Raw genomic sequence first — 13,460 nt, forward strand, 5'->3', positions numbered from 1 at the left:
TCGGCCGGGAAGATTTGCCCCACCTGCCGCATGGGACTATTGAGGAGCTCGCATGACCAAACAAAACGCCTTTACCCGGGAAGACCTGCTGCGCTGCAGTCGCGGTGAGCTGTTCGGCCCTGGTAACGCGCAACTGCCCGCCCCGAACATGCTGATGGTTGATCGCATCACCCTGATCAGCGAAGAAGGTGGCAAGTACGGCAAAGGTGAATTGGTCGCCGAGCTGGATATCAATCCGGACCTGTGGTTCTTCGCCTGCCACTTCGAAGGCGATCCGGTGATGCCGGGCTGCCTGGGCCTCGACGCCATGTGGCAACTGGTCGGCTTCTTCCTGGGCTGGCAAGGCCTGCCGGGCCGTGGCCGTGCGCTGGGTTCGGGCGAAGTGAAATTCTTCGGCCAGGTCCTGCCGACCGCCAAGAAAGTCACCTATAACATTCATATCAAGCGCGTCCTCAAGGGCAAGCTGAACCTGGCCATCGCCGATGGTTCGGTCACTGTCGACGGTCGCGAAATCTACACCGCCGAAGGCCTCCGGGTCGGCGTGTTCACCTCCACTGACAACTTCTAAGGGTTATCCGCATGCGCCGCGTCGTTATCACTGGTCTGGGCATCGTTTCTTGCCTGGGCAATGACAAAGAGACCGTCTCCGCTAACCTGCGTGCAAGCCGCCCTGGCATCCGGTTCAACCCGGAATATGCCGAAATGGGTCTGCGTAGCCAGGTTTCCGGCTCCATCGACCTCAACCTTGAAGAACTGATCGATCGCAAGATCTATCGCTTCGTCGGCCATGCGGCAGCTTATGCCTACCTGGCCATGAAAGACGCCATCACCGACTCGGGCCTGACCGAAGAGCAGGTTTCCAACCCGCGTACCGGCCTGATCGCCGGCTCCGGTGGCGCATCGACCCTGAACCAGATGGAAGCGCTGGACATCCTGCGCGAAAAAGGCGTCAAGCGCGTCGGCCCATACCGCGTCACGCGGACCATGAGCAGCACCGTTTCCGCTTGCCTGGCCACTCCGTTCAAGATCAAGGGCCTGAACTACTCCATCGCTTCTGCCTGCGCCACCAGTGCTCACTGCATCGGTACCGCCATGGAACAGATCCAGATGGGCAAGCAGGACATCGTCTTCGCCGGTGGCGGTGAAGAAGAGCACTGGAGCCAGTCGTTCCTGTTCGACGCCATGGGTGCTCTGTCCAGCAAGCGCAACGACACCCCTGAAAAAGCCTCCCGTGCCTACGACGCCGACCGTGACGGCTTCGTCATCGCCGGCGGTGGCGGCATGGTCGTGGTCGAAGAGCTGGAACACGCTCTGGCCCGTGGCGCGAAGATCTACGCGGAAATCGTCGGCTACGGCGCGACTTCCGACGGCTACGACATGGTTGCCCCAAGTGGCGAAGGCGCGATCCGCTGCATGCAGCAGGCGCTGTCCACCGTCGACACCCCGATCGACTACCTGAACACCCACGGCACCTCGACTCCGGTCGGCGACGTCGCGGAAATGAAAGGCGTGCGTGAAGTGTTCGGCGACAAGGCTCCAGCCATCAGCTCCACCAAGAGCCTGTCGGGTCACTCCCTGGGCGCCGCCGGCGTTCACGAAGCGATCTACTGCATGCTGATGATGGAAGGCAACTTCATTGCCGGCTCCGCCAACATCGACGAGCTGGACCCTGAAGTGGCCGACCTGCCGGTGCTGACCAAGACCCGCGAAAACGCCACCATCAACACCGTGATGAGCAACAGCTTCGGTTTCGGTGGCACCAACGCCACGCTGGTACTGAAGCGCTGGGAAGGCAAGTAATTTCCCGCTGCTGAGCCGCACAAAAAAAACGCCCCGACTGGTTCGGGGCTTTTTTTTTGCTGCTGAAAATGGGGCAACACTGCGATCCATGTGGGAGCGGGCTTGCTCGCGAAAGCGGTGGGGAAGTCGACATCCATGTTGAATATTAAATCGCTTTCGCGAGCAAGCCCGCTCCCACAGGTTTTGCATTCAGCCTGCAGTTTCATCGTCACAAACATGAAACCTTTGTCATGAAACTCAACGGCCTGCGACCGAATGTCGCGTATTTAGCGGGCTGCAGGACTGTTTCCGTTTTTGCAAAAAACCGTTACCAAACTCAACCATTTACTTAGCAAGCTACCAAACTCTATAACAGAGGCCTGCACACGCCTTGCTGCAGATAACAGAGATTGGAGCTAGCAGATGACTGTCAAAGTAACTGAACGCGACGATTCACATAAATCCCACGAGGGTGTAGCCGCCGGTATCCGGATCTGGGACGTGCACCAACAAGACCTGCTGGTCGGTATGTTCCATTCCGAGACCGACGCGCAAAACTACAGGGCCGAACTGGAAATGCTCGAGCGTAAACGCGAGCTCGCAACCGGTTGAAAACAGACTCGACCACGGTGCAGCCTGCCCTTTCCTGCCAGGCAGGCTGCATCCACATCAAACAACCTCGATCAGCGTCAAATGGAGGTCATCTTCGATCTTCACCGAAGGAACACTTTCAACAATCCAGCCCGCTTGAAGCCTGACCACCTCGACCTCGCCATTGCCCATTCCGTCATTGCGGGTCGAAAACTGCAGCGATAACGGGTGACGCTTGGAATAATTGAAAGGCAAGCCGCAGGCGATCAGGAAATCGATTTTTGCCTCGGTCAGTTCAACCTGAATGTCGCGCTCGCCTTCTTTCAGACTGTAGTAATCCAGGCACAAGTTGATTGCAAAAGGGCAGCCATTGACGAGGCTATTGATGAACTTCCCTTCATAACCACCGAAATAACTGTGTTCAGCCCGCACGCTGCTGAGTTTCTTCACCTTGACCTCGATTTCCTCGGAAATCTTGAACAGCCAAAAGTCCCCCTCCGAAGCCAGGTATTTGCCGAAGTCGATACCTGATACATGGCGCTTCGGCCACATCGACATCAAAGGAATATCGACTTCATATTCTTTATTGGTGATCGCCAGCAAGTAATTAATAACGTCGTAATAACTCGACTCACCTTCTCCAACCTTGATGAGTGTCGCACAGCTTCCCGCCAGCAATACGACCTTTCCATAGCGCTCCACTGGCAGTTCGGTCATCAATAAAGCTATACATGCTGGCACTTTCTCCAGGTAGGCAGAATTCAGTTCATGGAGTTCCTCCACATTGCGGACCTCACGCCAGGGGATGTTCCAGAAGAACTCAGGCAGGGTAAAGAAAACACAAGCGCTCGCGCCATGATCCTCGCGAGCGGCTTTTGCAGCGATCTTGATTTTTCGGCGTACAAGCTCGGCACGAGCGACAATTTCATCGTCCAGATAATCGCGAATGGATTGTCCGAGCGGTCGCGACTGTGAAAGCTGCGACTTGCACGTGGGTTGGCGTAACGAAGCGATACTGACAAACATTTATTCCATCCTTGGATACTAAAGTTCATTTCACTTGCTTTCTCCTGACACAAATATCATTCCAAAAAGATATTATTCCCAGGCAAAAGAAAACCCGAAAGATCGTATCTATACAATCTTTCGGGCTCAATGCATTATTCATGCAAAGTACTAGCAAACATGTAAGCCTGCTAGAACATTGAATCTGTTACCACATCAGGTCATCCGGGATCTTATAGGCTGCGTACGGATCGTCCTCGGCGATGACCTCTTCAGTCTGCACATTGAGCTGCACGATGCGCTGCGGATCGCGCTCCTGAATCTTCAGCGCCGCCTCGCGCGGAATCACTTCGTAGCCGCCAGCGTGATGCACGATGGCCAACGATCCGCTGCTGAGCTTGTTGCGCATCAGGGTGTTGACACAGATGCGCTTGACCTTCTTGTCGTCGACGAAGTTGTAGTAGTCCTCGGTCGTCAGCTTTGGCAGGCGCGAGACTTCGATCAACTGCTTGACCTGCGCGGCACGTGCCTTGGCCTCGGCTTTCTCCTGCTGCTGGCGGTTGAGTTCCTGATCGCGCTTGACCTTCTCGGCCATGGCTTCCTGCGCTGCGCGCTGTTGGGAGTCATCCAGCTCGATCTGGCCTTTGTGGGCCAGGCGCTGTTGTTTCTGCTTGTCTTTGCTGACCTGCTTGGCCTGCTTCTGGTTGACCAGCCCTGCTTTGAGCAACTGGTCGCGAAGGGAAATGCTCATGGTGCTTATTACTCACTTGGGCCACGGCTCAACCGCAGCTGGGCAAATTCTTTTCCTGACGTTTGGCTTCGCCCCACAAGGCGTCCAACTCTTCGAGGGTGCAATCTTCTATGGGACGACGGGTATCGCGCAATGCCTGTTCGATAAAACGAAAGCGTCTTTCAAACTTGCCGTTGGCGCCACGCAGTGCGGTTTCCGGATCAACCTTGAGATGCCGCGCCAGATTGACCACGGAAAACAGCAGGTCGCCGATCTCGTCGGCCACGGCTTCGGCATCGTTTTCCGACATGGCTTCGAGCACTTCATCGAGCTCCTCACGCACTTTATCGAGCACCGGCAAGGCGTCCGGCCAGTCGAAGCCGACCTGCCCCGCGCGCTTCTGCAATTTTGCCGAGCGTGACAACGCCGGCAATGCAGCAGGGACGTCGTCGAGCAACGACAACTGCTCGGGTGCCGAAGATTTCTCCGCGCGTTCTTCGGCCTTGATCTCTTCCCAGCGCTGCTTGACCTGCTCCTCACTCAGGCGTGGGACATCCAGAGGCGCGTACAGATCACCGGTGGGGAACACGTGGGGATGACGGCGGATCAGTTTGCGGGTGATGCTGTCGACTACGCCGGCGAACTCGAAGCGCCCTTCCTCGCGAGCCAACTGGCTGTAATACACCACCTGGAACAGCAGATCGCCCAGCTCGCCCTGCAAGTGATCGAAGTCACCGCGTTCGATCGCGTCGGCGACTTCGTAGGCTTCCTCAAGGGTGTGCGGGACGATGGTGGCGTACGTTTGCTTGATGTCCCATGGGCAACCGTACTGCGGGTCGCGCAGGCGGTTCATCAGATGCAGCAAATCTTCAAGGCTGTACATCAAATTCTCTCGCAAAAACCGGTCTCTGTAGGAGCTGCCGAAGGCTGCGATCTTTTGATCTGATCTTGAAAAACAAAATCAAAAGATCGCAGCCTTCGGCAGCTCCTACATAGCGCGCATCACGGCGTACGGTTACGCCGGGTTTCGATGATGTTCGGCAACTGGGAAATCCGCCCCAGCAACCGCCCCAATGCATCCAGCCCCGGAATCTCGATGGTCAGGGACATCAGCGCGGTGTTGTCCTCCTTGTTCGAGCGGGTATTGACCGCCAGCACGTTGATCCGCTCGTTGAGCAGCACTTGCGACACGTCACGCAGCAAACCGGAACGGTCGTAGGCGCGGATGACGATGTCCACCGGATAGGTGAGCACCGGCACCGGCCCCCAACTGACCTGGATGATCCGCTCCGGCTCGCGCCCGGCCAGTTGCAGCACCGAGGCGCAGTCCTGGCGGTGAATGCTCACACCGCGCCCCTGGGTGATGTAGCCGACGATGGCATCGCCCGGCAATGGCTGGCAGCAGCCAGCCATCTGGGTCATCAGGTTGCCGACGCCCTGGATCTGGATATCACCGCGCTTACCTGGTTTGTAGCCCGTGGCTTTGCGCGGAATCAATTCCAGCTGTTCGTTGCCGCGCTCCGGCTCGACCAGTTGCTGCGCCAGGTTGACCAGTTGCGCCAGACGCAAGTCGCCGGCACCGAGGGCGGCGAACAGGTCTTCGGCGGTTTTCATGTTGGCCTTGTCGGCCAGCTTGTCGAAATCCACCGCCGGCAGACCGAGGCGATTGAGCTCGCGTTCAAGCAGGGTTTTACCGGCCGCGACGTTCTGGTCGCGAGCCTGCAGCTTGAACCAGTGAACAATCTTCGCCCGTGCCCGCGACGTGGTGACGTAACCCAGGTTCGGGTTCAGCCAGTCACGGCTTGGGGTGCCGTGCTTGCTGGTAATGATCTCGACCTGTTCACCGGTTTGCAGGCTGTAGTTGAGCGGCACGATGCGCCCGTTGATCTTGGCGCCACGGCAGTTGTGACCGATTTCGGTGTGTACGCGGTAGGCGAAGTCCAGCGGCGTCGCGCCCTTCGGCAAGTCAATGGCGTGGCCGTCCGGGGTAAAGATATAGACCCGGTCAGGCTCGATATCGACCCGTAGTTGTTCGGCCAGGCCACCGATGTCGCCCAGCTCTTCGTGCCACTCCAGCACCTGACGCAGCCAGGAGATTTTCTCTTCGTAGTGATTGGAACCGGACTTGACGTCGGTACCCTTGTAGCGCCAGTGCGCGCACACGCCGAGCTCGGCTTCCTCATGCATCGCGTGGGTGCGGATCTGTACTTCCAGCACCTTGCCCTCAGGCCCGATCACCGCCGTGTGCAGTGAGCGATAGCCGTTTTCCTTGGGGTTGGCGATGTAGTCGTCGAACTCTTTGGGGATGTGCCGCCACAGGGTGTGGACGATGCCGAGCGCGGTGTAGCAGTCACGCATTTCCGGCACCAGCACGCGAACGGCACGCACGTCGTAGATCTGGCTGAACTCCAGACCCTTGCGCTGCATTTTGCGCCAGATCGAATAGATGTGTTTGGCCCGGCCGCTGATGTCGGCATCGACGCCGGTGGCCTGCAATTCGTTTTTCAGCTGGCTCATTACGTCGCTGATGAAGCGCTCGCGATCCAGTCGTCGCTCGTGGAGCAACTTGGCGATCTGCTTGTACTGGTCCGGCTCCAGGTAACGGAAGGACAGATCCTCCAGCTCCCACTTGATGTGGCCGATACCCAGGCGGTGGGCCAGTGGCGCATAAATGTCGAAGACTTCACGGGCCACGCGGTTGCGCTTTTCGTCGTCGGCGGTTTTCACCGCACGAATGGCGCAGGTGCGTTCGGCCAGCTTGATCAGGGCGACGCGAACGTCGTCAACCATGGCCACCAGCATCTTGCGCAGGTTTTCCACCTGGCCCTGGGTGCCCAGCACCAAAGATTTTCGCGGGCTCAGGCTGTCGCTGATCGCGGCCATGCGCTGCACGCCATCGATGAGTTTGGCCACCACCGGACCGAAGCGCTGGCTGACCGCCGGCAACTTGATCTGGCCTTCGCGTACGCCTCGATACAGGATCGCGGCGACCAAAGAGTCCTGGTCGAGTTTGAGATCGGCGAGGATCTCGGCGATCTCAAGTCCGGTACGGAAAGTCGAGTTACCTTCCGACCACAGATTCTGTGCCGCATTGGCTTGTTGTTCGGCCTCGCGAGCGTACTCGCAGGCTTCCTTCAAGGCTTCGCGATCCAGTGCCAGATCGACACTCACCGCGTGATCGAGCCAAGCCTCGAGATTGATACTGCCGTCGGTGTTGATCGGCTGGTGTGCTCTCACCTGTACCATCTTGCTTACCTTCCCTACGACGCAGATTCAATGCGTCAAATCGCTGACCTTCGTTGCCGGTGCGCCCACGTCGGGCTCGGTGCGCGGCTGCACGGGCGGGCCAGTCGGACCAGACGAGCATCCTAGCTCGCTTCAAATAAAGCCATGGCCTCGACATGTGCCGTTTGAGGAAACATATCGAGAATCCCGGCACGTTTTAACCGGTAGCCCTGCTTGATCAATTCGACCGTGTCGCGCGCCAGCGTTGCCGGGTTGCATGACACATACACCAACCGCTCGGCGCCCAGGGTCTTGAGCTTGCGCACAACCTCGAAAGCACCGTCACGCGGTGGGTCCAAGAGTACCGCACAAAAGCCTTCGGCGGCCCATTCGGCGTCCGTCAAAGGCTGGGATAAATCGGCCTGAAAAAACTTCGCGTTATGCAGATTGTTGCTAGCGGCATTCGCCGCCGCCCGGTCGACCATCACCTGCACACCTTCCACGGCCACCACTTCGCGAGCAGCCTTGGCCAGCGGCAAGGCAAAGTTGCCCAGGCCGCAGAACAGATCGAGTACGCGCTCATCCGCCGTCGGCTTCAACCAGTCCAGCGCCTGGGCGACCATCGCTTCGTTGACGCCGGCGTTGACCTGGATGAAATCTCCCGGCCGATACGCCAGCTCCAGATCCCACTGTTCAAGACGATAGCCCAGCGACTGGTCAGCCTCGACCGGTTGCGGTTCACCGTCGCCATGCAGCCACAACTGGGCCTCATGGAACGCGCAGAAATCCTTGAGGATGGTCATGTCACTTTCAGACAACGGCGCCATGTGCCGCAGCAAGACCGCCAGCGTCGAGCCGCTGAACAACTCCACGTGCCCCAGTGCCTGGGGTTTGCTCAAGCGCCGCAACATTTCCGGCAAGCGGGCCATGATCGGTTGCAAGGGCTGTACCAGCACCGGGCAATCATCGATGCCAACGATGTCCTGGCTGCCGGCGGCACGGAAACCGACTTCGAGCTTTTTCGCCTTCATGTCCCAGCGCACCGCCACGCGGGCGCGACGCCGGTAGGCGAATTCTGCACCACTCAATGGCGGCGCCCACTCTTCGGGTTCGACGCCCGCAACCTTCGACAACTGCTCGGCGAGCATGCGCTGTTTCAGGGCGAGTTGTTCGTTATGAGGCAGATGCTGCACGCTGCAACCGCCGCAGCGGCCGGCATGGGCACACGGTGCCGCGCGGCGTAATTCGCTGGCCTTGAACACCCGTTCGGTCCGCGCCTCGACCACTTTGCCGTGGGCGCCGAGCACACGCGCTTCAATCTCTTCACCGGCCAACGCGCCGATGACGAACCAGGTGCGACCTTCGAAAAACGCGATGCCGCGACCGTCATTGGCCAGGCGCTCGATGGTCAGGCGCTGCTTTTTGCCGGTCGGGATTTGCGGGGCCTTGCTGCCACCGGTGGGCTGGAAGCGCAGGCCTCTTTCATGCTTGGCCATCAGTTGGCCGCGTCGAAAATGCCGGTCGACAGGTAACGGTCGCCACGGTCGCAGATGATCGCGACGATCACCGCGTTTTCAACTTCTTTGGACAGGCGCAGCATTGCCGCCACGGCACCGCCCGAGGACACGCCACAGAAAATGCCTTCTTCACGGGCCAGCCGACGGGTCACGTCTTCGGCTTCGCTTTGGGCCATGTCGACGATCCGGTCCACGCGGTCAGCCTGGTAGATCTTCGGCAGGTATTCCTGGGGCCAGCGGCGGATGCCCGGGATCGCCGAGCCTTCCATCGGTTGCAGGCCGATGATCTGCACGTTGTCGTTCTGCTCTTTCAAGTAGCGCGACACGCCCATGATGGTCCCGGTGGTGCCCATGGAGCTGACGAAATGGGTGATGGTGCCCTCGGTCTGGCGCCAGATTTCCGGGCCGGTCGTGGTGTAGTGCGCCTCGGGGTTGTCACCGTTGGCAAACTGATCCAGAACCTTGCCGCGACCTTCGGCTTCCATCTTCTGCGCGAGGTCACGGGCGCCTTCCATGCCCTGCTCCTGGCTGACCAGGATCAGCTCGGCGCCATAGGCGGTCATGGCCGCCTTGCGTTCGGCGCTGGAGTTGTCAGGCATGATCAGGATCATCTTGTAACCCTTGATCGCGGCGGCCATGGCCAGGGCGATCCCGGTGTTGCCCGAGGTCGCTTCGATCAGCGTATCGCCGGCATGGATCTGCCCGCGCAGTTCGGCGCGGGTGATCATCGACAGCGCCGGACGGTCCTTGACCGAACCCGCCGGGTTGTTCCCTTCGAGCTTGAGCAAAAGGGTGTTGCTGGTGGCGCCGGGCAGGCGCTGCAAACGGACCAGCGGAGTGTTGCCGACGCAATCGGCGATGGTTGGGTACTGCAAGGTCATGGCGTATTCGCAATCCAGACTGCGGGGGCGCCTATCATACCGGCAAACGTTCTCAGGCCATATCACGCAAAGTGTGATGCTTATGGTTTATGGGAATAAGGGAGACATTCGTGGCGAATGTGCGTGCCTGTTCGTGGGCAAGCTTCGCTCCTGCAACCCAACTCGCACGACACGGAGATAAGCACCTGTCGCAGCTTTCCGTCCTGTTTAAAACAAGGGGTAACAAATCGCTGCCAGAAAATGCAATTTTCTGTAAGAAAAAAGAATGTATTCATCGGAAGTTTCCTGCGCATTGCAACGACACGCATGAACTAGTGAGTATCAGAGTTGGCAGGTAATCTTTTCCATGATCAGTCAACAAGACGTCTGACTTTTCATAGGGTGCAGGGAAACGCGACAGCTCGTATGCGAGGCTCACACCTTCAAATTTGTCAAAATGAATTTACTTCAAGGAAGAAACCAAATGAAAATTTTTCTTACATTTTCTCTCGCGGGACTGATACTTGCTGCCGGCCAGGCTTCGGCAGCATGCATCTACATTCAAAACTCCTATAGTGGCACTGTACCTGCCAACACAGAATTAACTGTACAGGGGCCGTTTACCATCACCAGCGCAAATGGATGCCAACAGGCAAATATTTCATCCACTATTACAGGTCTTGGCTCTGGCTCTCCTCCACAGCTGTTTATTGAAAGACTGGATGGTTCAAACTGGACCAAAGTCGACGGTGGCAACCGCCAAAATGTTTCAGCATTGGGTCGACTAGGCACTTACAGAGTCCGCCTCAAAAATGAACACAACGTAGCCAAAGGTTACTCCGGCACCACGCGATATGGGCGATAAGCAGTAAGATTGCCAGTGCCCAGTAGTTTTTCGGGCACTGGTGAGTTCAGGCTTTAATGCTTACGGACAGATCGTTTTGATCCGAGCCTGCAAAAAAAGAGAGCGCGGCGATGGTGTGATTCGTACGTAACAAATCCTTGGTTATCTCATGAAATCCCGGATTGGAATACGACCCACTAATAGCCAATCGCTCCTCAAACATCTGATTAAACATGGCTATTGCGTTATACTTAACGTTTCTTGCCGCCTGATGACCATTTTCATCAGACGCCATATTCCCGGATATAAAAAAACCAAACACACCTGAATCAATCAAACCTTTCTCGAAGAATATCGCGCCAATCTCTACAAGTTCATCGGTAGTGACCGATGTGAAATCATAACCCTTCAGCGAATTTTTCAGATCATCAATCGAATATTTGTCTGTAAAATTCAGCTTGCTCTCGGCTTTATCTGCCTCTGTTATTGTGTATGCATTCTTTGTTTCCCCAGGACTATTGACAACATAAGGATCCACTTTCATCGACAGGGGTGGATAATTTATTATCATATTCTCTACCGTCCTCTCTTGGATTTTATTCGCAAACTAGGTATCGGTATCCAGACTTAGATCTTTAGCCCCCCAACTCGCCAACCCCACCCAAAACATGTTGCAAGTTATATCAAACTAAGCATTGCGAACATCATCGAATCAAACCGGTGATGCATGAACCAACAACCGCATATTCACCTGCAGGCCAGTGCCGGTGTTCTGCGCCCAAATTTGCCCGCCTTGGCGCCGCACCGCATTCCTCGCAATGCTCAGCCCCAGGCCAAACCCACCGTCCCCCGGCCGTGAGCCGTCGAGTCGAGTGAAGGGCAGGAACATCCGCTCCAGATCCTCTTGCGCCACGCCACTCCCCTGATCTTCCAGCCACAGGTGCCAGTAATCACCATCACGCCGTCCGCCGAGATGAACAACGCCGCCGCTGGGCGAATGCCTAATCGCATTGCGCAGAATGTTTTCCAGTGCCTGAGCCAGGGTGTTGAGATGACCGCGCACCCAGCAGGATGCATCCACCGTGCATTGCAGCCGAGTATCAGGCCAACCGCTTTCATAGCAGGCATTCTCCGTGAGCATCTCCCACAGCGCCTGGATCTGGATCGCTTCGTCGGGCAAGCGGGTGCGCTCGGTGTCCAGCCAGGCCAGCTGCAGCGTGTCTTCCACCAGGCGCTGCATGCCATCGACCTCCCGGGCGATACGTTCGCGCAATAGCTCCAGCCCCTGCTCGCTTTCACTGGCCACCCGCAAGCGGCTCAAAGGCGTGCGCAACTCGTGGGACAAGTCGCGCAACAGTTGCTGCTGCAAGGCCACGGTGCTTTGCAGGCGTTCAGACATGTGATCGAACGCCCTGCCCAGCTCGCCCAGTTCATCCGCCCGATTGGTGGTCCGGCTCGAGAGCCGTACGTTCAGTTGATCGGCACGCCAGGCATTCGCCTGCGCGCGCAAGTGATTGAGCGGCACCACCAGCAGGCGGTACAGCCCGACGCACAGCAACAGGGTGAACAATCCCGGAATCACCCCATTGGTGATCACCCGCCAGAACAGCCGGTAGTGCCCGGGAACGAAGCGCTCGGGCAACTCGATCACCAGGCTGCCGGTGGAAGGGTCCCCCGGAAACGGCACACGCATCCAGGGCCGGCCCTTCTTGTGGACGGGCCAATCCAGGCCGCGCAAAAACGTCAGGCGTTCGACTTCCTTGTCCGTCAGCGATTGGTTGCTCAAGGACTGCAAATCCGCGCCGATGACACCCACCCAGCCTTTTTCCCGCTGATGCATGCCTTGCAACCATTCATCGACACCCGCGCTCTGCGCCTGTTGCCATGCCTGCTCGGCCTCGGCGGCATAGCGCGTCAGGGTGCCGCGGGCCTCATCGGAGAGAAACTGATTGCGCTGCTCCATGTAACGGCCCCAGGACCAACTCAACCAGATCATCAGCAGACAGAACGCGACCAATAAACAGGCCAGTTTCCAGAACAGCGAATGCCTGCCCGGCAAGTTACATTTCATCGGCGGCGCTCAGGATGTAACCCTTGCCCCAGACCGTGCGCACTTCGCGCTCGGTGTAGCCAATGGCCTTGAGCTTGCGGCGGATCTGGCTGATGTGCATGTCCAGGCTGCGGTCATGGGCCGCGTAACCGCGCTGCAGCACCTGCTGATAAAGGAAGGCTTTGCTCAAGACTTCGTCGGCGCTGCGGTGCAGTGTCTCCAGCAAGCGATACTCGCTGCGGGTCAGGCCGCCGGCCTGCTCGCCATAAAACACCTCGAAGCGTTCATCGTCGAAACGCAGACTGTCCATCGAAGGGGCTGGCACTGCTGGGACGGGGCGGCGGTCGAGGGCCACCCGCCGCAGGATGGCTTCGATGCGCACCCGCAATTCCACCATGCTGAAAGGCTTTGGCAGGTAATCGTCGGCCCCCAGGCGAAAGCCGCTGATGCGGTCGGATTCGGCACCGAGGGCCGACATCAGTAACACCGGAGTGGCATGGCTCTGGCGCAATTGGGTCAGCACCGCCAGACCGTCCAGGCCCGGCAGCAGAATATCCATCAGCACCACGTCGAAAGGTTGCCGCCGGGCCATGTCCAGGCCTTCCTGGCCGTTCTGGCACCAGGTCACCTGGAAGCCGCTGCGGTCCAGATGCTCATGCACGTAGGCGCCCAGCACGAGGTCGTCTTCAATGGACAGGATTCGGGGGAGGCTGGCTGTGATGGGAGTCATGACTATCTGCAAACAATTCTCAGTTGAATTGATTATTCAAGATTGCCTCGCCAGGGGCAACCCACCGCTTGGCTGGAGCACCAATGAGCTGCTCGGGCCGACGAATGGCAGCCGCATTTTTACGAAGAT

13 protein-coding genes are annotated in these 13,460 nt (G+C 58.0%); 4 read left to right on the plus strand and 9 right to left on the minus strand.

What is annotated here, in order from left to right; genetic code table 11:
* Positions 1-52: 52 nt before the first annotated feature.
* The 3 genes from fabA (at position 53) to ACEN83_RS23310 (ending at position 2,391) form a co-directional block, all read left to right on the plus strand.
* A complete protein-coding gene (gene fabA / locus ACEN83_RS23300; protein WP_003227150.1) occupies positions 53-568 on the plus strand; it encodes a 3-hydroxyacyl-[acyl-carrier-protein] dehydratase FabA in 516 nt (171 codons plus the stop codon).
* An 11-nt stretch (positions 569-579) separates the two neighbouring features.
* Positions 580-1,800 carry a beta-ketoacyl-ACP synthase I gene (fabB, locus tag ACEN83_RS23305; protein WP_007974551.1) on the plus strand — a complete coding sequence of 407 codons (1,221 nt, stop codon included), beginning with the start codon at positions 580-582 and terminating at the stop codon, positions 1,798-1,800.
* Positions 1,801-2,202: 402 nt separating this feature from the next.
* Positions 2,203-2,391, plus strand: a complete 189-nt coding sequence (locus ACEN83_RS23310) for a hypothetical protein (RefSeq protein ID WP_056728002.1) — start codon at positions 2,203-2,205, stop codon at positions 2,389-2,391.
* 57 nt (positions 2,392-2,448) lie between these two features.
* Here ACEN83_RS23310 and ACEN83_RS23315 read toward each other — a convergent pair whose 3' ends face one another.
* From ACEN83_RS23315 to cysM, 6 genes are all read right to left on the minus strand, one after another.
* The gene (locus ACEN83_RS23315) at positions 2,449-3,396 is read right to left on the minus strand and encodes a hypothetical protein (protein ID WP_495578560.1); all 948 of its coding nucleotides are present in this window, start codon (positions 3,394-3,396) and stop codon (positions 2,449-2,451) included.
* A gap of 187 nt (positions 3,397-3,583) precedes the next feature.
* A complete protein-coding gene (locus tag ACEN83_RS23320; protein ID WP_015096441.1) occupies positions 3,584-4,126 on the minus strand; it encodes a DUF2058 domain-containing protein in 543 nt (180 codons plus the stop codon).
* 28 nt (positions 4,127-4,154) lie between these two features.
* The gene (gene mazG, locus ACEN83_RS23325) at positions 4,155-4,988 is read right to left on the minus strand and encodes a nucleoside triphosphate pyrophosphohydrolase (RefSeq protein WP_495578561.1); all 834 of its coding nucleotides are present in this window, start codon (positions 4,986-4,988) and stop codon (positions 4,155-4,157) included.
* Positions 4,989-5,107: 119 nt separating this feature from the next.
* Complete coding sequence (gene relA / locus ACEN83_RS23330; protein WP_007974540.1) at positions 5,108-7,351, minus strand: GTP diphosphokinase; 2,244 nt, start codon at positions 7,349-7,351, stop codon at positions 5,108-5,110.
* Between the two features lie 122 nt (positions 7,352-7,473).
* A complete protein-coding gene (rlmD, locus tag ACEN83_RS23335) occupies positions 7,474-8,826 on the minus strand; it encodes a 23S rRNA (uracil(1939)-C(5))-methyltransferase RlmD (RefSeq protein ID WP_495578562.1) in 1,353 nt (450 codons plus the stop codon).
* On the minus strand, positions 8,826-9,728 hold the full coding sequence (gene cysM / locus ACEN83_RS23340) for a cysteine synthase CysM (protein ID WP_116579933.1): 903 nt from the start codon (positions 9,726-9,728) through the stop codon (positions 8,826-8,828). The genes rlmD and cysM overlap by 1 nt, the downstream gene beginning before the upstream one ends.
* Before the next feature lie 463 nt (positions 9,729-10,191).
* Here cysM and ACEN83_RS23345 point away from each other — a divergent pair, with 463 nt between their 5' ends.
* Positions 10,192-10,572: a hypothetical protein gene (locus ACEN83_RS23345; RefSeq protein ID WP_495578563.1), complete on the plus strand. Its 381-nt coding sequence runs from the start codon at positions 10,192-10,194 to the stop codon at positions 10,570-10,572.
* 46 nt (positions 10,573-10,618) lie between these two features.
* On the opposite strand, the gene ACEN83_RS23350 is transcribed toward ACEN83_RS23345, so the two are convergent.
* From ACEN83_RS23350 to ACEN83_RS23360, 3 genes are all read right to left on the minus strand, one after another.
* Positions 10,619-11,122, minus strand: coding sequence for a hypothetical protein (locus ACEN83_RS23350; protein ID WP_495578564.1), 504 nt, complete (start codon positions 11,120-11,122; stop codon positions 10,619-10,621).
* 141 nt (positions 11,123-11,263) lie between these two features.
* The gene (locus ACEN83_RS23355) at positions 11,264-12,622 is read right to left on the minus strand and encodes a sensor histidine kinase (protein WP_495578565.1); all 1,359 of its coding nucleotides are present in this window, start codon (positions 12,620-12,622) and stop codon (positions 11,264-11,266) included.
* Positions 12,612-13,331: a response regulator transcription factor gene (locus ACEN83_RS23360; protein WP_116579930.1), complete on the minus strand. Its 720-nt coding sequence runs from the start codon at positions 13,329-13,331 to the stop codon at positions 12,612-12,614. The genes ACEN83_RS23355 and ACEN83_RS23360 overlap by 11 nt, the downstream gene beginning before the upstream one ends.
* Positions 13,332-13,460 lie beyond the last annotated feature (129 nt).

This window comes from Pseudomonas sp. Pseusp49 (assembly GCF_059491875.1).

Coding starts and splice junctions, on each gene's coding strand:
- ACEN83_RS23355 (WP_495578565.1), bottom strand. CDS start 12,622: ATGAAATGTAACTTGCCGGGCAGGCATTCGCTGTTCTGGAAACTGGCC.
- ACEN83_RS23315 (WP_495578560.1), bottom strand. CDS start 3,396: ATGTTTGTCAGTATCGCTTCGTTACGCCAACCCACGTGCAAGTCGCAG.
- rlmD (WP_495578562.1), bottom strand. CDS start 8,826: ATGGCCAAGCATGAAAGAGGCCTGCGCTTCCAGCCCACCGGTGGCAGC.
- ACEN83_RS23320 (WP_015096441.1), bottom strand. CDS start 4,126: ATGAGCATTTCCCTTCGCGACCAGTTGCTCAAAGCAGGGCTGGTCAAC.
- cysM (WP_116579933.1), bottom strand. CDS start 9,728: ATGACCTTGCAGTACCCAACCATCGCCGATTGCGTCGGCAACACTCCG.
- relA (WP_007974540.1), bottom strand. CDS start 7,351: ATGGTACAGGTGAGAGCACACCAGCCGATCAACACCGACGGCAGTATC.
- ACEN83_RS23310 (WP_056728002.1), top strand. CDS start 2,203: ATGACTGTCAAAGTAACTGAACGCGACGATTCACATAAATCCCACGAG.
- mazG (WP_495578561.1), bottom strand. CDS start 4,988: ATGTACAGCCTTGAAGATTTGCTGCATCTGATGAACCGCCTGCGCGAC.
- fabB (WP_007974551.1), top strand. CDS start 580: ATGCGCCGCGTCGTTATCACTGGTCTGGGCATCGTTTCTTGCCTGGGC.
- ACEN83_RS23350 (WP_495578564.1), bottom strand. CDS start 11,122: ATGATAATAAATTATCCACCCCTGTCGATGAAAGTGGATCCTTATGTT.
- ACEN83_RS23345 (WP_495578563.1), top strand. CDS start 10,192: ATGAAAATTTTTCTTACATTTTCTCTCGCGGGACTGATACTTGCTGCC.
- fabA (WP_003227150.1), top strand. CDS start 53: ATGACCAAACAAAACGCCTTTACCCGGGAAGACCTGCTGCGCTGCAGT.
- ACEN83_RS23360 (WP_116579930.1), bottom strand. CDS start 13,331: ATGACTCCCATCACAGCCAGCCTCCCCCGAATCCTGTCCATTGAAGAC.